This is a genomic window from Okeania sp. SIO3B5 (assembly GCF_010692555.1).
Classification (GTDB): domain Bacteria; phylum Cyanobacteriota; class Cyanobacteriia; order Cyanobacteriales; family Microcoleaceae; genus Okeania.
This window is the reverse complement of sequence record NZ_JAAHHG010000055.1, coordinates 16776-35902: the sequence shown is the minus strand read 5'-3', so window position 1 is coordinate 35902 and position 19127 is coordinate 16776. Positions and strand designations below refer to the sequence as shown.

Annotated in this window: 16 protein-coding genes and 2 tRNA genes; 8 read left to right on the top strand and 10 right to left on the bottom strand. The window is 38.1% G+C overall.

The genetic code is table 11. The features are described from left to right. Window positions 1-1120 precede the first annotated feature (1120 nt). The 4 genes from F6K54_RS10435 to F6K54_RS10420 form a co-directional block, all read right to left on the bottom strand. Window positions 1121-2041 (bottom strand): DnaJ domain-containing protein, encoded by a 921-nt coding sequence (locus tag F6K54_RS10435; protein WP_293077161.1) that lies wholly within the window; start codon window positions 2039-2041, stop codon window positions 1121-1123. A 315-nt stretch (window positions 2042-2356) separates the two neighbouring features. Further along, on the bottom strand, window positions 2357-3184 hold the full coding sequence (locus F6K54_RS10430; protein WP_293077159.1) for an inositol monophosphatase family protein: 828 nt from the start codon (window positions 3182-3184) through the stop codon (window positions 2357-2359). 426 nt (window positions 3185-3610) lie between these two features. Next, window positions 3611-4132 (bottom strand): thermonuclease family protein, encoded by a 522-nt coding sequence (locus F6K54_RS10425; protein WP_293077157.1) that lies wholly within the window; start codon window positions 4130-4132, stop codon window positions 3611-3613. Further along, a complete protein-coding gene (locus F6K54_RS10420) occupies window positions 4122-4490 on the bottom strand; it encodes a 2Fe-2S iron-sulfur cluster-binding protein (protein ID WP_293077155.1) in 369 nt (122 codons plus the stop codon). The genes F6K54_RS10425 and F6K54_RS10420 overlap by 11 nt, the downstream gene beginning before the upstream one ends. Window positions 4491-5136: 646 nt before the next feature. Here F6K54_RS10420 and F6K54_RS10415 point away from each other — a divergent pair. Continuing rightward, window positions 5137-5223: transfer RNA gene (locus F6K54_RS10415), tRNA-Ser, on the top strand. Between the two features lie 440 nt (window positions 5224-5663). On the opposite strand, the gene F6K54_RS10410 is transcribed toward F6K54_RS10415, so the two are convergent. Continuing rightward, entirely contained in the window at window positions 5664-6482 is an 819-nt protein-coding gene (locus tag F6K54_RS10410; RefSeq protein ID WP_293077153.1) for a transposase, read from the bottom strand. Window positions 6483-6594: 112 nt separating this feature from the next. Then, window positions 6595-7293, bottom strand: coding sequence for a hypothetical protein (locus tag F6K54_RS10405; RefSeq protein WP_293077151.1), 699 nt, complete (start codon window positions 7291-7293; stop codon window positions 6595-6597). 207 nt (window positions 7294-7500) lie between these two features. On the opposite strand from F6K54_RS10405, the gene F6K54_RS10400 reads away from it, so the two are divergent. Then, window positions 7501-7689, top strand: a complete 189-nt coding sequence (locus F6K54_RS10400; RefSeq protein WP_293077149.1) for a hypothetical protein — start codon at window positions 7501-7503, stop codon at window positions 7687-7689. 324 nt (window positions 7690-8013) lie between these two features. Beyond that, on the top strand, window positions 8014-10404 hold the full coding sequence (locus F6K54_RS10395) for a DUF4347 domain-containing protein (protein WP_293077147.1): 2391 nt from the start codon (window positions 8014-8016) through the stop codon (window positions 10402-10404). Window positions 10405-10552: 148 nt separating this feature from the next. Here F6K54_RS10395 and F6K54_RS10390 read toward each other — a convergent pair whose 3' ends face one another. The 3 genes from F6K54_RS10390 to F6K54_RS10380 form a co-directional block, all read right to left on the bottom strand. Next, window positions 10553-11158 carry a hypothetical protein gene (locus F6K54_RS10390; RefSeq protein ID WP_293077145.1) on the bottom strand — a complete coding sequence of 202 codons (606 nt, stop codon included), beginning with the start codon at window positions 11156-11158 and terminating at the stop codon, window positions 10553-10555. A 308-nt stretch (window positions 11159-11466) separates the two neighbouring features. Beyond that, window positions 11467-11551, bottom strand: a tRNA-Ser gene (locus F6K54_RS10385). A 225-nt stretch (window positions 11552-11776) separates the two neighbouring features. Continuing rightward, window positions 11777-12706: a TIGR04168 family protein gene (locus F6K54_RS10380; RefSeq protein WP_293077163.1), complete on the bottom strand. Its 930-nt coding sequence runs from the start codon at window positions 12704-12706 to the stop codon at window positions 11777-11779. Between the two features lie 544 nt (window positions 12707-13250). On the opposite strand from F6K54_RS10380, the gene F6K54_RS10375 reads away from it, so the two are divergent. The 5 genes from F6K54_RS10375 (at window position 13251) to F6K54_RS10355 (ending at window position 17652) form a co-directional block, all read left to right on the top strand. Further along, window positions 13251-13880: a TIGR04282 family arsenosugar biosynthesis glycosyltransferase gene (locus F6K54_RS10375; RefSeq protein ID WP_293077143.1), complete on the top strand. Its 630-nt coding sequence runs from the start codon at window positions 13251-13253 to the stop codon at window positions 13878-13880. A gap of 287 nt (window positions 13881-14167) precedes the next feature. Next, a complete protein-coding gene (locus tag F6K54_RS10370) occupies window positions 14168-14854 on the top strand; it encodes a TIGR04283 family arsenosugar biosynthesis glycosyltransferase (RefSeq protein ID WP_293077141.1) in 687 nt (228 codons plus the stop codon). A gap of 793 nt (window positions 14855-15647) precedes the next feature. Continuing rightward, window positions 15648-16130: a photosystem I reaction center protein subunit XI gene (locus tag F6K54_RS10365; protein ID WP_293077139.1), complete on the top strand. Its 483-nt coding sequence runs from the start codon at window positions 15648-15650 to the stop codon at window positions 16128-16130. A 447-nt stretch (window positions 16131-16577) separates the two neighbouring features. After that, the gene (locus F6K54_RS10360) at window positions 16578-16694 is read left to right on the top strand and encodes a photosystem I reaction center subunit VIII (protein ID WP_202224502.1); all 117 of its coding nucleotides are present in this window, start codon (window positions 16578-16580) and stop codon (window positions 16692-16694) included. A gap of 223 nt (window positions 16695-16917) precedes the next feature. Beyond that, a complete protein-coding gene (locus F6K54_RS10355; RefSeq protein WP_293077137.1) occupies window positions 16918-17652 on the top strand; it encodes a 2-phosphosulfolactate phosphatase family protein in 735 nt (244 codons plus the stop codon). Window positions 17653-17818: 166 nt separating this feature from the next. Here the strand turns inward: F6K54_RS10355 and F6K54_RS10350 are convergent, their stop codons facing one another. Then, window positions 17819-19021, bottom strand: coding sequence for a U32 family peptidase (locus tag F6K54_RS10350; protein ID WP_293077135.1), 1203 nt, complete (start codon window positions 19019-19021; stop codon window positions 17819-17821). Window positions 19022-19127: the final 106 nt, after the last annotated feature.

The window sequence follows — 19127 nt, the reverse complement described above, 5'->3', positions numbered from 1 at the left end:
CTAATATCATGTCCGGTAGCATCGGAGCGTGTATAAAATTAAGGTGACAATGAAAGAAAACCTTCTGCCTCCTGCCTCCTGCCTCCTGCCTTCGGACAACCATTGTCTAATTATTCAACCGGACATGATATAACAGGGTTTAGAAATGTCAAACACCTTAATGCGTAGCGCTATAATACTAAAACTTACCGAAAAATTCAGGTATAAAGCCTCTCCATTCATGGAGAAAAAAGAAAAAAAATCCTTTTAACTGGAGTTTAGACTAATTAGAGCTTGCTGAATAAATCTAAAAGCATTGATATATAAAGACAAGTGCCTTTTTGGGGCCTTGAAAAAGTGTGCCTGTTTCAGTCTAAAACGCTCAAAAAGCTAGTATTTTGGGACGATTATGGCAGAAAAATCATTCTTACAAAACTTAGCTCCTACCTCCTCTATAATTCCAATTTCTCCTGTCTCCTGTCTCCTGTCTCCTACCCCTACTAAAAGACTTTTTCAGCAAACCATAATTAAGGCAGGCCAGAAACTTGCCGAGGGAGAATAGTGAGATAGGCCAACAAGACTGAGACTATTTCTAAATCAGCATTGCAAAGACTTTTCAGTCAATTATCCACTAGGGTGCTATAGGTTATATCATGTTCGGATAATCAGTTATAAAAAACCTTCTGCCTTCTAACCTTGCTCTTTCCCTTCTGCCTTCTGCCCTCAGCATAGCTGCCTTCGGTCCGCAGATATTATAAGTATTCAACCGAACATGATTAGGACTTACGCAGATACGCTATATATAGCGCTCAAAACTGTTGTCCAATAGTACTTGCACTCTATAAATAGTGCCTTTGCGTAAGTCCTGATGATATTAATTGTGCCCTGGAAAGACTTTTTGAATAGTTTGAATAATGTCAGCTTCACCCTTGCCTCGCCAAAAAAGAAAAATAATCAAGAGCATTGAAAACATCTGCACCCTTTATATTTTCCAAGGGTTATGAGTTTCAAGTATTCATTGCTTCTGAGCAAATTATCTGAAGACCCCAAAATTTAGTCTAAACTCCAGTTTTAACCAATCCTAATTATTTATAAAAAGAGGTAATTCTAAATTCTAAATTCTAAATTCTAAATTCTTGAATTACTTTTTATTTCCGCCAAAAAAACCTCCAAATAAACCACCGCTTTTATCAGATTTAGTTTCTTTTTTATCTTTTGGTTTACTTGGTTTCTTATTGCCAGTTGCACCTTGTTCTAATAATTTTTTTACCTCTAATGCTTTTGGCTCTTGAGGATTTAATGAAAGAGCTCTTTTAACTTCATATATTGCCATTTTGCGTTGCTTTTGCTGGAAGTAACAAAAACCTAATAAAGCATGACAAAGACTATCATTCTGCTCAAATTTCAAAGCTCCTTTTAACTCAGAAATTGCCTTAACATAATTTTTATTAGATATTAATGTTTTAGCCCTATTACAAGCTTGCTCTACCAAAGGATTTTTAGTTGAGGGTTTTATAGTTGTGGGTTTGACAGAATCACTAGGAGGTTTCGGTGTAGGTGGAGGTGCGGGTTTAACAACTCCAGAACCACTTTTGCGCAGTAAATAAGCTAAATTCAATTCACTAATTTCTCCAATGATATCTAAAGTTTTGTCAATAGATTCATATTCGCGATCGCTTAATTCCTTGAGAGCTTCCTTATATACTTTTTGGTAATCTCCCGCCTTAGCAATTTTTTGAGCTGCATCAGTAGTAAACTTAATTTGACTGCACTTTTGACTAACAGTATTACTAAGATTTTTGATAACCACAAACAGTTCAGCGCGGTCGCCTTCCTTAGAAAATTTATTATAAGCTGGACTCACCAACTTAGATAACAACTGATTAGCAAATTCTTTATCAGTTTCACTTTCAAAGGGTGAAGTATCAGGATGTAAACGACGCGCCACTCGCATATAACGTTTACGAATTTCACCAAATTCTGCATCTAGAGAAACCCCTAAAATTGCATGATGATCTGTGAAATCAAATTGGAATAATCCTTGTTTAAATGTAAAAGACATAATAACAACTTTTCCTTAACAAAATTGCATTGAATCTAAACTAAATCTTTACCCAATAATTAAGGTTTAAAGCCTCTCCATTCATGGAGAAAAAAGTGGTTGAGGGATGGGGAAGAAACCTGTGCCATATCCAATCAACTAATAGAAGAAAAAAAATCCTTTGATCCAATCCTCTTAATTTATCAGGACTTACGCAAAGGCACTATTTATATAGTCCAAGTACTATTGGACAATAGTTTTGAGCGCTATATATAGCGTATCTGCGTAAGTCCTATTTATAATGAAGAGGTAATTCTAAATTCTAAATTCTAAATTCTAAATTCTAACCGTAGACCAATGAGACAAAAGCGGAGTTTCAATCAAAGCTTTGCTCATTAAATCGTGAATTTTGCCATTAGTAGCTAAAATCTTACCCGAACTCATATCAAAAGGACTACCATTATAAGCCGTAACTTTACCTCCCGCTTCCTCCAACACTACTATACCTGCAGCAATATCCCAAGGCGACAAACCTCTTTCCCAGTAACCATCTGCACGACCACAAGCAATAGAACATAGATCCATAGAAGCACAACCAGAACGTCGTACCCCTTGAGTGAGATAACATATTTGACAAAATTCTTTGTAGTTATTGTCAGTAGTCTCCCGTCTATCGTAAGCAAAACCCGTTATTGTCAAACTTCTTTCTAACGTAGTAGTCTGAGAAACACTAATTGGTTTACGGTTACGAGTTGCCCCCAAACCCTTAGCTGCACGAAACAGTTCATCCAAAATCGGATTAAATACCACCCCCACCTGTGGTACCCCATCAATTAATAATCCTACCGAGGATGCTGAAAAAGGATATTGGTGGGCAAAATTAGTAGTACCATCCAAAGGATCTATTGCCCATAGATATCTACTTGTTGTATCTCCCAACTCTCCCGACTCTTCAGCTAGAATGCCATGGTCTGGTAGATGTCGCTGTAAAACCTTGATGATCGCCTTTTCCGCAGCTTTGTCAGCTTCAGTTACCAAATTTCCTGGACTGCCCTTTTCTTGAATATCTTGAAGATTGCCCCAATAAGACATCAACTCTGCACCACCAGCAAGAGCAGCTTCAGTAGCAATATCTAAGAAAACTTGTAATTGTTCTGCACTCATAAAAAATAATTAACTTAATTAATTAATAGGAAACCCTGCCTTAAAAGCTATGCTTTATAAACATCTTTCTTAACATAAAACTTGACAAAAATATCATTTGATGTATTACATCCTGAAAGCTCCTAGTGTCGTTGCGATCGCAACGACAAAAAATAACTTTTAGGAACACACAAGTTAGTCAATTTGTCAAAGCTTATAAAACCAACAAAATGCTCGTAAGCTTTTGATAATAGGCATTATCCAATTTTGTAAAGAATTTTGCTGATAAAGCATAGCCTGAAAAGGGGGGGTTTTAGATCCACATTATTTTGATAACAACAATAACTTCTTACTTTTGACTTTTGAATGCATGACTTTTGAGTTGCTTAATTCTATTGTTTAAGATTTTCACAACGAATTACTTTTGAATGCATGACTTTTGACTTTCTACTGTTTAAGATTTTCACGACGAAATTGTGCTGGAGTTTGACGCATTGGGCGTTCTGGATTCCAGATACCTCGCCCCATCAGTCTAGCTTTTTCTTGGGCATTAGCAAGACGTTCTGTATATTTATTGTTAGGAAAATATGGCTCTGCCAAGGCCAAACCTTCTTCTGCCATATATTCATTAATTAGTTTCCCATTCAGCCAAATATAAGCTAGTTGGCGGTCGAATTTATCTTTTTTCTGGACATCAAACTCTAATAAAACTTCTTGCCCCAAGGTTAACTTTTCTAGTTGGGTTCTAGCTTCTTGTCCCCAAGGTTTTTGTCTGGTATCCGGTGCCTGAATACCTATCAAGCGAATGGGTTCTAGTATGGGTACAGCAGCAGAACGGTCAGTTATCTCGATAGTTTGTCCAGTAACTACCCTTTCTACTCTAATTATTTTGCCCGAGCGGGGATTTGAGTTTTGGCAACCAGTGAAAAATATCCAGACTATAAGTAGATAAATGATTTTAGTCTTCATCCAATGGCAATCCCGCTTTTACCTTTCCTTTGCCAAAATAGCGACCAAATTGGAGTTCGTATACTTCATCTTCATCTTGTGTCTCTACAAATAGGTCAGAACGAGCATAGCTGACACACAGAAGAGCATAACCCTGTTTTTGCAGTTCTAATGATAGTCCCATTGCTTCTGGTTGATATAGTTGGCCAGATATAACTCTCACTGCACAAGTAGTACAAGCACCATTACGGCAGGAAAATGGTAAATCTACTCCTTGATTTTCGGCACTGTGGAGGATGTAGCGGTCTTCAGGAACCTGGACTGTATGATATGTATCTTTTTGGCGATCGTGTATGCGAATTTGGTGATGACGGGCCATAATAATTTGAGATTATAATTTATAGTTATTATTAGTTATTGAGGTATTAAATTTTAATTAGGGTTTGCTGATGAAATCTAAAAGTATTGATATATAAAGGTTTTAGCCTTTTGGGACCTTGAAAAAGTGCAAGGTTATCGTTCTAGGGAACTCAAAAAGTTAGGATTTTGGGTTAACTATCGTAGAACAATCTTGGGATAATTCTCTCTCCTGCCTCCTCGCTCATTCCCCATTCCTCCTGACTCCTGACTCCTGGCTCCTGACTCCTACCCTCACCTGTAAGACCCGAAGAGAGTAAATCTCGTTTATGCGGGTGCATTGAAACAGAAAGCCCCTAACAGCGATGCTAGGGAATCCCGCGCTGTCTCGCGTATAGCAGCGTCGGGAGGATGTCAAGCTTAATCTTATGTTATCAAAATAATTGGGTCTAAAACCCTGCCTTTTAAGGCGAAATATTTTTGGAGCGGATCTCAAATCCCTGTTACAAAAATAACTTCTGACTTCTGAGTTCTGACTTATGACTTAGTAAACTAGGCCCAAGATCCAATATAAAATTTTTTTGCCAGAAAGACTTGCAAAATTTAGAATTATTCTGCTACAATAGTATAATTGTGAGCAAATATAAAATTTAATATTTTTGCTTTTTGGAGAGGTGGCCGAGTGGTTTAAGGCGCAGCACTGGAAATGCTGTTATGGGGTGACTTATACGGGGGTTCGAATCCCCCCCTCTCCGTCACACGCACCGATGAATGTTAAGTTTGTTCCTAGCATTATTTGGACGAGTATCATAAATTCTATTTTCTTTCAAGAGTTCTGGGGGTTTCAGTTGCGATTGCTCCGCAACGCTAGCGCGAACGAGATTTGAATGCTAGTTTAAATCTAGCTCAGGCGGTCAGTTCGACCGTGTCAGCTTGTGGACTGGACAGGCGCCGACGTTGCCAGGTAGAAGCAAGAATAGAACAGATAATCATAGATTTATATAGATTATCGTAGGTTTCTAAGAACGGAGATACGTAATACACGAAAGCCAAAAGGGCCGTTCGAGCCATCCGCAAAACGTATCCACTCAATATGATGGGGTAGGGAATGATTATAACTGCCAAGGCCAATTAAATGGATTGATAAAATAGGGAGCGATCGTATCGTATCCACTGAATATGATGGGGTAGGCAATTATTTCTGCCAAGACAAACCAAAGGAATTAACAGAAGAGCGATACGGCTGACGCCACGCTCCGCGAACGTAAATAATAGTTGCTAGAGAGGGAATATTACCTATCTGGGAAATGCGATCACGTACATATTCAAAAAAACTCAATCCCAGCTTACGAGTAGTAGCAACAAGGGACATAAAAGTATCCCAAGATGCAGTCCCTTCAATCGTCTGAGTTCCATAACTGATATGGCGTCTTCTCACCATAGTCCTAGCAGCTAACTCCGCCGGGTTATTATGTAATGGCAATTCCGGATGCTCTAACACCAACAGCAACTCCGAGATTTTGCTCGCAGTTAATCGTTTTCGTTCATCCAACTGTTGATAACCACTCTCAGTAGTGAAAAGTCGAGAAAATTCAGAGCGTAGTCTTTGTGCAGTTGAAAGTGTGGGAGCATCTCTATAAGCAAGTAACTTTCTATAGTAATCCCAAAAATCATCCAAGAATTGTTCCAGGAGTTTTTGATGATAATTAACCTTGGGAGTTAACTTTTTATAATGTCGTCCCTCATGTATCCACTTGCAAGCCAACTCATCAGTTAGTAACTTGAAGGTCGGTGCATCATCACTTATGAGAGTCTTGATGACTGGCCAGTCCCTTTGCTGATGATAAAAAGCGATTGCTGCTGCTTCTAAAATACGTTTACGCATTTGTGACCCTAATAATGGTAAATGTCTATCTACTAGCCCATTAAACTCTGTGGAATTCAATACAGTTTCTTGGGGCAACAATTCCAGAGACTTCTTCCATTTATCTGGTACACGTAAGGTTTCCAACATTGAGTTGGTGAAGGGATTGAGAATAAACTCTAGTTCTTTTCCGTTCAGTAAACCTTGAAGTACACTTAATCGATCTTTGTTGACAGTGGTAAAGTAGACCGTATAGAGAGGGTTACACACTACATTCGTGGTATAGTTGACTCCTCCCACACGGGCTCCTGCGCATGTCAAAGTGCTGCCAGGGACTACTTAATAGTCCTGCTTCATAAATTTCGCTTTTTTCTGTTTCAAAAAAAGACTGGTTTTTGATTAATAAATTAGACAAATTCCCGGCTGAGATTAAGATGCCCATGTCCTCTAGAAACTCTAATAGTTTGCCTTGGGTCATATTTCCCCCATAGTACAAACTTATGATTAAGCTTTTAACTCCCGGACCAAATTCTCCTTCATAACCTGCTGGTAATTCTGCTAGATAAGTTTTTCCCCTAGAATGTGAGTAATATTTCTGTTTACGGAATAATACGTTATCAGTTCCCAGGGTGATGTCTTGAATGATTACTTCTTCGTAACCTTTAAACTGTGCATCCATGGGCAGTAATTCCATCGGATACTCTAATATTTCTTCTCTATCTATTTTGACCCTAGATTTTTTACTACCCTTAGAATGGTTTTGAGGTAGCTTTCGTTCTTTTTCTGATGAGTAATTGTTTGAGAACCCTCTTGGTTTTTTAGCTTTGATATTTGGCTTACCTTGTTCTCCTTTGAGGCGGTTGTTTTCGTCTCTTAAGCGTTGATTTTCTTGTTGCAGGTCTTTGAGTTGTACGTGTAATTTTTCTATCAGGTTCAGTAGGCTCTCTACTTTTTGAGACAAGGACTTGTCTGCAATTTCGGTAGGGTCTATCGTTTGCAGAACCTGCTCTACTAATTTTTGGTTGTCATCCTGCTTGTCTCATGTGTCATATTCTATAACCTTCTGTGTTCTTCTGTTGTTATTCTTTATCCTTTATTCTTTTTTGGTGACCCTTATTGATTTAGGCGATACGATCGCTCCCTATTTTATCAATCCATTTGATTGGCCTTGGCAGTTATAATCATTCCCTACCCCATCATATTGAGTGGATACCGCAAAACAGTTGTTGCGGTACGCAGAGCGACACCACCCTGGATTGTAGAACCAGGAGCCACCACGAATGACCTTTGTAGCAGTTTCTTCAGTAGTTCGATTAGAGGGTGTGGGTTAGCTATCGCTCACCCACACACCTTATAAGAATAATTAGGGCTTGCTGATTAAATCTAAAAGCATTTACAGATAAAGGTTTTAGCCTTTTTGGATCTAGAAATTGTACCAGGTTTTTAGCTCAAAGAGCTGCATAAAGGAGCGGATTTTGGGGTGAGGGGGGCAGAAAAATCACTCTTGCTATCATGAACGATCACCTTCTCTATAACTCCCCGTTCCTCCTGACTCTTAACTATTCCCTATTCCCTATTCCCCTCCTGGGAGGGGCGAGGGGTGGGTTGTCTCCTGTCTCCTACCCTCACCCATAAGACTTTTGAGCGCAAACCCTAAGTATTCAAGCGGACATAATATAATATGTATCGACAAAACTACTCAACTTCCTATTCCCAGAAGTCAAGAGCTATCGTCGTCATAGACAAGGGAGTAGACAATTATCAAATGTTAGTCGCTGGAGTGATTGAGGAAACAGAGGCGATCGCTCTCGAGAGCAACCGTGATGGAATAAAACAAATAACCGAAGTTCTCGCTCAAAGGTCAAATGTAAATACCATTCACATCATCAGTCACGGTTCCCCTGGTTGCTTGTATCTCGGCAACGCTCAATTAAGTCTTGATACAATCAATAATTATATTTGGGACTTGCAACAGTGGCAAGGAGACATTTTTCTGTATGGTTGCAATATTGCTGCTGGAGATGCAGGAGCAGAATTTTTACAGAGATTCCAGAAAATAACTAGCGCAAATATTGCTGCATCTGCTAACCTGACTGGAAGTGCTGCTTTAGGAGGAGACTGGGAACTGGAAGTTAGACTAGGGGAGATAGAAAGCACTAGAGTTTTTTTAGAAGCGATCGCTACCAATTATAATTCAGTTTTTGCTATTAACCGGGTGTCGGTAGATTCGTTTGGAAATGAAGCAAATGGGGTATCTAGCTCTCCTGTTATCTCTAGTGATGGTAGATTTGTCGCATTTTCTTCTTTTGCTAATAATTTGGTGTCAGGAGATACTAATGGAGCGCAGGATGTGTTCGTCCATGACCGACAAACAGGTGTCACTAGCTTGGTTTCTGTCAACTCCGCAGGAAAACAGGGAAATGATTCTTCCATTAACCCCTCTATTTCTGCAGATGGAAGGTTCATCGCCTTTTCTTCTTTTGCTAATAATTTGGTACCAGGAGATACGAACGAGACGTGGGATATATTTTTACGCGATCAACAAACGGGTATAACCAGTATAGTTTCTCTCAACTCTGCAGGAGAACCGGGAAACAGAAATTCTCAATCTTCTATAATTTCTGCTGATGGAAGTGAAGTTTGGTTTAACTCTCTTGCCGACAACCTAGTGCCAGGAGATTCTAATGAAAAGCAAAATATTTTTATACGGGAGCTAGAAACAGGTATTACCACCCAATTTAATCCAGACTCTTCGGGAAATCAGTTTAACAGCAGTTCCAGAATTTACTCTATGTCTAGCAATGGAAGATTTATCATTTTTTCCTCTGATGCAGATAACTTAGTACCTGGGGAGGAAAACTGTCAGATGTATATTCACGATCGCGAAACTGGAACAAACTCTTGTATTACGGCAGAGTCTCACCCTGGAGATCGTATTGGTGATAGTACAATTTCTAACGATGGGCGTTTTATAGCTTTCACATCTCTAACCACTCCTGTTTTACCGACAGGTTTGGCGGGTGACGATCGTCCTATTCCCCAAGTCTTCGTATCCGATCGCGTAACGGTCGAGACTAATCGTATTCCGGGAGGTCAAGCTCCTGTCTTTTCTGCTGATGGAAGATTTATCGCTTCTACGACAGGTACAATCATTCGAGCAGGAAATGGAATGGTTTTTATACATGATCTACGCTCCAATATTACCACCACCGCTTTTACTGTTGAGGAGTCAGAAGCTCAAAGAACCCAATCTTTCACTCCCGCTCTACCCTTTGGGTGGACACCTGAATTTTCCTCTATCTCTGCTGATGGTAGTCTCATAGCATTTAATTCTTTGCTTGATGATTTGGTGTCAGGTGATACTAACCAACGGTCAGATGTTTTTGTTGTTGACAATTTGCTGGCAAACGAAGATGTTAGCGATGTAGATCCGTTTCAACCTCTGATCGGTACTGCTGAGGATGATATTTTAGTAGACATAGATGGTCAGGATTCTATTTTTGGTTTACAGGGAGATGATAGTATTAATGGTGGTAGTGGTGCTGATGTAATTTCCGGCAATCAGGGTTTCGATAGCATTGACGGTAATGTTAATAACGATAAGATTTATGGTGGTAAAGACAATGACATTATCTTGGGTAATGGTGGTAATGATTTGCTCCTAGGAGAACGAGACAACGATTCTCTTGAGGGTGAGGATGGCAATGATAGCTTATTTGGCGGTAAGGGAGGAGATTATCTTAATGGTGGCACGGGTAGCGATCGCTTAAGTGGAGATTTGGGCGACGATACCCTGGTTGGTAGTAAAGGGGATAATACCCTTATTGGTGGTAGAGGGGAAGATGTGTTTCAGTTGAAGGTAGATACAGGAAACAATACAATATTAGATTTTGAAGATGGTATCGATCTGATTGAGCTAAAAGAAGAGTTGACATTTTCTCAGCTAGCGATCGTTCCTGGTGAGGATAATACTATTTCTATTATTGTTGCTAGCAGTGGAGAAGTTATTGGTACGATAACACGAGCTGATGAGTTGGCGATCGCTTCTGATGATTTTGTAGAGGGATTTTAGAATAAATCAAATTATTGTTGGGTTGTGTTGCCACTTATACCATGTTCGGTAGAATAGTTATAATTAGGCTCATAGTAGGGCTTTAGCCCTACTATAAGTATTTCAGAGGATCAAGCCCTACTACAAACAAAAACTTTGTTCCTTCCTTTTAAGATAATGCTTGCACTAAAATTCCCATTAAAGGTTCAATATCTTCAGGGACACGATAACTTTCCAAACCTTGTTCAACTTGTTTTTGATCGCGATTTAAGCGGGCAAACTCCCAAATTTTTCCCGTTGTTACAGCACCAATTAGATAGATTTGTTCCTTGTTTTCTTGCCATTGTTCTAAAGCAATTAATTCAGCAATAAGCTGAGTCATTCCATAATCTAAATTCTCTTTTTTGGCTTCTATAACCAATAAATCATTTACCCTCTCTAAAAAGTAATCTAAATATCCTTGTAACTGTTCATTAACCTTAATATAATATTCAATAAAAATTTCAGATTTAGTATAATAAACCAAATCGAAAATTAAAGGTGAAATCAAAATTTCTCTCCTAGCTGCTTCACTAGATAAAGAAGCATAAGGTAAAATTTCCTCAATACGTTCTTTTAACTGCTTAATTCTATCTAAATTTCCCTGATATTGAGGTAAATTCAACCTTGTTCTGGCAAAGGAATAACCGAAATAATTCGCTAAATCTTTAGGTTCAATTTTTAGTTCAAAGATTTTACTGAAAGTATAAGATTGTTGCGAGTTAATAATTTTCACGATAGTTTAACTCTTACAGCAGTTTCCAAAGTTATGAGGTACATACATTGATGTTTTTAGGGAGTAGGCAGTAGAGAAGATGGGAATTAGGGTAGTGAAAAAGCAAAAAATATTTACCCCGTCAGTCATACCCCATTAGTTTGAAATCTGCTGTAATTATTCAAAACCAAAAGTCAACCACTTCACAGAAGTCAAAAGTCAAAAGTGAATAAAGTTTGAGGCATCACTATCAAATAGAATAATATACAACTTAAATTCGTAGCAGGGGATCAGATTCCCATTCTTATAGCTTAGAGTTAGAAAAAAAACGGAGAGGGTGGGATTCGAACCCACGGAGGTTTGACCCTCACTCGATTTCAAGTCGAGCGCATTCGACCACTCTGCCACCTCTCCATTCAAAAGTCAAAAGTCAAAAGTTAAAAGTCAAAAGTTAAAAGTTAAAAGTTAAAAGTTAAAAATCAAAAGTTAAAAGTAATTTTTAATTTTTTTTCAAGAGTAAGGATACTCTATGGCGCTACACGCAAATTAGAAGTCAGAAGTAATCTCTGACTAGGTTTGAGCATTTAGGAATGTCCTAAACTTTGCTTCGACTGCTATAACTGTTTTGACATTTATATATTATAGCACTTGTGCCGATTCAACAACAGATTTTGATTGGGAATATAATTCTTCAGAATCTACTGTAAAATCATGGCCAACCCAAACTAAATCAGCTTGAGATATTATACCTGCTTGCATAGATACAATTGAGAAATTCCGCTTTTTCTGGCCATCAATTTCTATGATGCGTGGTACACTTGCTGCATTCAAATATAATGTCTCTTCGGTATCTACATCAACACGCTTACGCAACCTTTCCTGAGTATGTCGCAATCTATGGTGCATATGACCAAAAGTCACTAAGGGAATTTTCTTGCCCAATTGCCGAGATTTTACAATGGCATCCCTAAAATCAGGGTCGCCAAAATCTCCTCCTCTGGGTTGCCAGTCACGTCCCGCTGGATCTTCGGGAGCATCTCCTAAACCAGCAGGTCCATTATGGCCCAGAAAAATTATATTTTGACAGACTGCATTCTTTACAGCCTTCACTATTAAATTAGTAGATTCCTCAAAACTATTGACCCCAAATCTTTCCTGATAAAAATCTTGATATTTCCATTCTGGACCTCCCCAACTAAAAGGACGAGTCCCAATAACTGTTAAGCCTAACTCTGGAAAGTCTCGATGTCCATAACCTACATGAGCTTCTCCAAATAAATCTATTTGTTGCTGCACTCTATCTTCTTGAGTTTGGTCATAAGGGCATTTTTTTCTGCCCCATTCTGTTGCGGTATACCAAGCATCGTGATTACCAAAAACTGCTGCTTTAGGGATATCAATAGTGGCGATCTTTTCTACAACCTCTACTGCTTCATTACCAAAATCTCCCACAAATAGTACTAAGTCAACCCCTAGATATTTGAGGGCTATTTCATCTTCTGGTTCCCATTGATTGTGAACATCTCCAACAATGGCAATTTTACTCAATTTTTCTAGATTATCTGTCATATTTACTTTTTTTGCCAATACTATTTTCTCTGAATTACCGAATAATGAATAATGAATAATTAAGAGCTGATAGTTAATAATTATTCATTCAACAATTCACGCCTTGAAGGCTCCCCTTTTAAGGGGATAAAATCAAAAAAAAATCCTTTTAGTCAATCCTATCCGTTTTAAGAAGAGGTAATTATTAATTGTTAATTGCTTAATAGAAATATTTGGAATACTTTAAAGATTAGCTGCTATTTACTAAATCTCATCTATCCAATCGTTTTTTTGACCGAAAAATTTTTGTCAATAGCCTCTCCTTTTAAGGGGATAAAAAGCGGTCTGCCATATCCAATTGACCAAGAGAAAAGGGAATATTTCTTATCTCAAGCATCAGGCTTTCCTAGGTCATGCTGCGCAAACAGCTAGAGGTACTGATAACTGATAACTGAAATGACATAGTGAATAACTCTATTGAAGTTTTCTTTACTTAATTTATTGTAGAATTAAACTCAAATTTATTCTCAAAAATAGATTTAACTCTAGCTTATATTGTATCACTATGGAACATCAACAACTAATTATTTTTACTCGCTATCCAGAACCAGGAAAAACTAAAACACGATTAATACCTGCTTTGGGGGCTGAAGGTGCAGCAAATTTGCAACGTCAGATGACTGAAACAACTGTAAAAAAAGCTAATAAGTTATTTGATTTTATTTCATTATCTGTTGAAGTCCGATTTGTAGGTGGCGATTTACAATTAATGAAAAATTGGTTAGGGTCAGATTTAAAATATCAAGAACAAGGTATAGGGGATTTAGGGGAACGTATGGCAAGAGCATTTCAATCTGCTTTTAATCGGGGGATGAAATCTGCGATTATTATTGGTATAGATTGCCCTAGTTTAACCCCTGAAATTATTTTACAAGCTTTTACTAAACTGACTCAATCTGATGTAATAATTGGTCCTGCAACAGATGGTGGTTATTATTTAATTGGTCTAAGAAAAATTACTCCAGAATTATTTCAAGGAATTAATTGGGGAACCTCTGAAGTATTGTCAAAAACTGTAGCGATCGCTCAAAGTTTGAAGTTAGCTATTAATTATTTACCAAAGCTTTCTGATATTGACCGTCCAGAAGACTTAGAAAATTTACAGTTTAAAATTAAGGGTACATCTCAGTTTTGAAGAAAGCTAAAAATTTATCGCTTTTAGGGAACAGGGAACAGGGAATAGGGAATAGGAGAAAAGTATTTTTGTAAATATGAGATGCACCCCAAAAATTAGGATGCTCTATAGTCTGAGTTTATATCATGTGCCCCTTCCGGGGGAGCTACGCTAACGGATAATCAGTTATAAAAAAAACTTCTGGCCTTAAACCTTTCTTTCCCTTCTGCCTTCTGCCTTCTGCCTTCTGCCTTCTGCCTTCTGCCTTCTGCCTTTCTTTAACTGATAACTGATAACTGATAACTGAAATGACCAGTATTTCGATTATTATTCCTGTTTTAAATGAAGTTAGTACGATTACCCAAACAATTTCAACAGCTCAAACAGCAAAAGATAAAGATATAGAAATAATAGTTGTTGACGGAGGCAGTAATGATGGAACAATTGAGCTGATTAAATGTTTAAATATCCAAATTATTTCTTCTGTTCCTGGTCGTGCCACTCAGATGAATTGTGGAGCAAAAATGGCAAGGGGAAAAATTCTTTTATTTCTACATGGAGATACCTTTTTACCTTTAAATTTTGATCAGCTTTTACAAGATATATTGGTCAAACCGAAAATTATTGCAGGTGCTTTTGAATTAAGTATTAGAGGAACAAAAAAAAGTTTACGAATAGTTGAAAGAATGGTAAATTGGCGGTCGCGTTATTTGCAAATGCCTTATGGAGACCAAGGAATTTTTCTCCCAGCCAAAATTTTTCAAGAAATTGGTGGTTTTCCAGAAATACCAATTATGGAAGATTTTGAATTGGTACGACAGTTAAAAAAAAGAGGACAAATAGCAATTGTACCAACTCCAGTATTGACTTCTGGACGTCGGTGGCAAAAATTAGGAATACTTAAAACTACTTTCATTAATCAAATAGTTATCATTGCTTATCTACTTGGGGTATCTCCACAAAGACTAGCACGATGGTATCGTAGCCATATTTAGGGTTTGCTTATGGAAGTCTTTTGGTAAGGGGAGGAGACAGGAGACAGGAGACAGGAGACAGGAGACAGGAGACAGGAGTTAGAGGAATTTAGAGAAGGTAGGAGTAAGAATTGTCAATTTGGGATTTTTCTGCCCAACTCTTGACCAAAATACTAAATTTTTGAACCATTACCACCTAATACCTCCCACTTTTTGATACTTAAAAAGGCACTTACCTTTATTTGTAAATACTTTTAGATTTAATCAGCAAGCCATATTTAATAAATAAAAATCAAAAATTTATTAATTAGCTTTTAGCCCACCCATACGCACTTCAAGAGCGTATTATTAAAAGTAGTATATAAATCTGTAGCTTGGTAAGTATTTATACCATGTAAATCATCTCAATTACTTTTTTAGTTCATAAAATTCCGAGTAAAAAATTTACGCATAAATACTTGCTAGATATGATTACTCAATCACGGCAGCTATGATTTTCTTCTAAAATTCTGTCTCCTGTCTCCTGACTCCTGACTCCTTCTTCCATACTACATTTTGTGGTACGGAATGTGGGTTTTAGCATTTCCGTACCGGAATGCTCCGCAAACAGCTATCAGCTTTTAACAGCACGTTTACTGCTGACTACTGACTGCTGATTGCTGACTGCTGACCGCTTTTTTAAAAATAACCAAATTAGATTAATTTTTTTAAAGTTGAAAACGAATTTTGATAATAGAATGCAGCTACCTCGTAAAATATGAGCTTAATATCTTCTAAAGATTTTTGAAGTCCTACTCAAAGGAAAGAATTAAGTATGCCAGAAGCTACAGATACAGGATTTGTTCAACCCTATAAAGGAGACCCTTTCGTTGGTCATTTATCTACTCCAATCAGTGATTCTGACTTTACGAGAACATTTATCGGTAACTTACCTATCTACCGTCAAGGTCTATCTCCAATTTTACGGGGTCTAGAAGTAGGTATGGCCCATGGTTATTTCATCGTTGGCCCTTGGGCAAAGCTTGGTCCATTACGAGATTCTGCAGTTGCTAACATTGGGGGATTAATTTCTGCGATCGCCCTAATTCTAATTGCTACTATCTGCCTATCCGCTTATGGCATAGTCTCCTTCCAAGGAGAGAGCGCTGAAGGTGCAGACCCACTAAAAACTTCTGAAGGTTGGAGTCAGTTTACTGGTGGTTTCTTCATTGGTGCTATGGGTGGTGCCGTTGTGGCTTTCTTCCTAATAGAAAACTTTGAAATTGTAGACTCTATTTTCCGAGGTGTATTTAATTAAATACCTCTTAAATAATTGAAGATGTAAATCTGATTTTTACTAAATTAACACGGGAGCATGAAAGCCATCGTCTTTGAAGCGATGGATGAAATGCAACTTGATGGATTTTAATCCATCCTATCTTTTTCTTTCTTGGGAAAAGCCGTGCACTGAATCAAGAAGTAAGCACGACACTTAATTTTGATTTAAGTCGAGTGTCTAGGGGCGTTTTGACTCGTCCCCAGAAGTTAAAATTCTGGTCAGCTAAAAAGACACTACCCAATGCGGTTTTAACCCCCAATCGCAGTATCCTTTTAGAATCCCCGTCGATTTATCGCGGGGAGAAGTCAAATCTTGCTTTAATGGGTGAAATAATTACAGTCAAATTTTGCCAAAAAAACAAGTAAAATTTTGATTAAATCAGATAATCACCTACTTTGAAATAGTGTAATTTAAGGAGAATTTGAAATGACTGGTTCTTATGCAGCATCTTACTTACCTTGGATTTTAATTCCTGTAGTTACCTGGTTAATGCCAATTGTAGTTATGGGTTTATTATTCATTTACATTGAGAGTGAAGCCTAGTTTTTTTATCCTTCTAGGTCAATAAGTTAATTGAATAAAGTGGCGTATGAATATCTATCTGATAATACAGGAGGTAAAAACGCCACTTTTTTGATGTTATCAGGAAAGGCAGAGGGTAGGAGGCAGAAGGCAGAAGGAAATTAATTGTTCCTCTTGCCCTCTCTTGTTCCCTATTCCCTAGTAGCGCTATAAATATTATTGTTAATATTTGAGGAATTTAATCGTGAAAATATTCATCTACCACACTCCCGAAGAAACCCCCACCGAAAATATGCCAGACTGCGCGATCGCGGTTGATGTCCTCAGAGCTACAACAACAATGGCCACAGCATTAGATGCAGGTGCAGAAGCAGTACAAGTATTTAGCGATGTTCAAGAATTAATGGCAGTCAGCGAACAATGGCCTGCTGACAAACGTATTCGTGTAGGAGAAAGAGGAGGCAAAAAGGTAGAAGGTTGTGATGAAGGCAACTCACCCCTCAACTTTACTTCAGAAGTGGTCAAAGATAAACGCTTATTTATGACTACTACTAATGGCACTCGTTGTCTTCAGCGCATTCAAAATGCTAAAGTTGTCCTAGCAGCAGCACTTGTCAACCGTCGTTCCGTAGTTGAATATCTCAAAACCAATAAACCAGAAACTATTTGGATCTTGGGGTCTGGGTGGGAAGGTAGTTATTCATTGGAAGATACAGTCTGTGCAGGAGCGATCGCTCACACTCTACTCACAGAAACTAATTCTCTCCCAGATGAAACTGTAGGAAATGATGAAGTATTTGGCGCAGTATCCCTCTATCTTCAGTGGGAGCAAAAATTATATGAACTATTAAATTATGCCAGTCACGGCAAACGCCTCCAACGCTTAGAATGTTATGAAGACCTCAAATATTGCTCTCAAACTGACACTTTAGATATTTTGCCTATGCAGAAAGAACCAGGAGTTTTAATTAAAGCATAAACGAAGGCAGAAGGCAGAAGGCAGAAGGCAGAAGGCAGAGTGCAGAAGGAACAATTGGATAGGGTTTCTTGCCCCAAGCAATTGTCAGCATCCCGTTGAAAGTGGGGTTTTATACCCTTGTTCCCTTCGGCCACGGGCAGAGAGAGGACAGGATTCCTGATTACTTCTAACTTTTGACTTTTGACTTTTGACTTCTGACTTGCGCTATACCCAACAATAATGAACCTGGCATCGCTTTTTTGATCCAGTCTGTAATGAGAATTTGTTCGCGATCGCATGACTCAATTACCTCACCATTTAAGTTACGAAATACTATTTCTTCTGGAATCTCTATTTCTTCCCCAGTAGGTACAATTATTTTCTCCACTTGAGAAATAGCAAAAGGTCGTAAAGAGTGAAACACAACATAATTCCCACTTTCTCCTGCTAAAACCTCTGCTAAACCAACCTCTTGTCGATACTGAATTAACTTATGCTTAGACTTCATCCGAGAAAATATAGAAGTAGTGCGGTTGGCATTAAAAAAAGGCGATCGCGTCGGTCTTGGCCAATTTTTTCGCAAAGAAATGGGGTTAGTTAAAATCTGACTACAAATTTGCTCAACATCTACTGCTACATCAGCACCTTTCCCCAAATGTCGCAAGTCCAAACAGACAGTATGTAAACCAGCTTCCTGTAAACTATCAAGTTTATCCAAAATAAACTGGTCTTTATCCAAAAACATAAACGTACCATGCACCGTTTCTAAAGTAGGAAAAGGTCGGTTATTACTATCTTCCGATGATACTGTAGTTTGCAGAGGTACTTTTTGCTGAGACTCAGAATCTAATAAATGTGGAGATAGTAGGGAACGTGGCGAATAAAATAACAAAATTTGCCCCACTCCCAAAACTTCGCAACTGATAGGAAGAGTTTGGCAATATTCAATTAGTTTTTGTTCTGGCAGTTCAATGGATAGTATTAAACGTTCCAAGGAATCAGACAAAATCTCGCACCAACCCCGTAATGCTTCTAAATTGTGATTACCTGTTTCCACAATAAGTTGCAGCGCTATAGTTGGATGATTAATTTTCAGCCACCAGGCAGCACCTGGATCGGAAACTCTAACTGCCTCAAACTTGCTAAGGTCCCACTGAATCAGTTGTTCGCCAATTCTATTCATGACCTGTTCTGGCATCAGAATATCCCACACTAAAATCGGGCGCAAACCTAATTCTACTGCTGTTGATGCTAACAACAGTAATTCCTCTTGTGAAAGTTTCCCTTGTCTGGCAAGTAAGGTAGGTTCTAATAAAACCTCTTGCAATTTAGGAGCGTTGACACACCGTTTTAAATCATTGACAGATGAGGCAAAAGTGTTAAATTGCATTTTGTTTTGGATAAAAATATTTAACTCATTAGACATCTCCAGAAAATAGGGAATAGGGAATAGGGAATAGGGGGAAATAACTGATAATTTCTGTACGATAATTGAT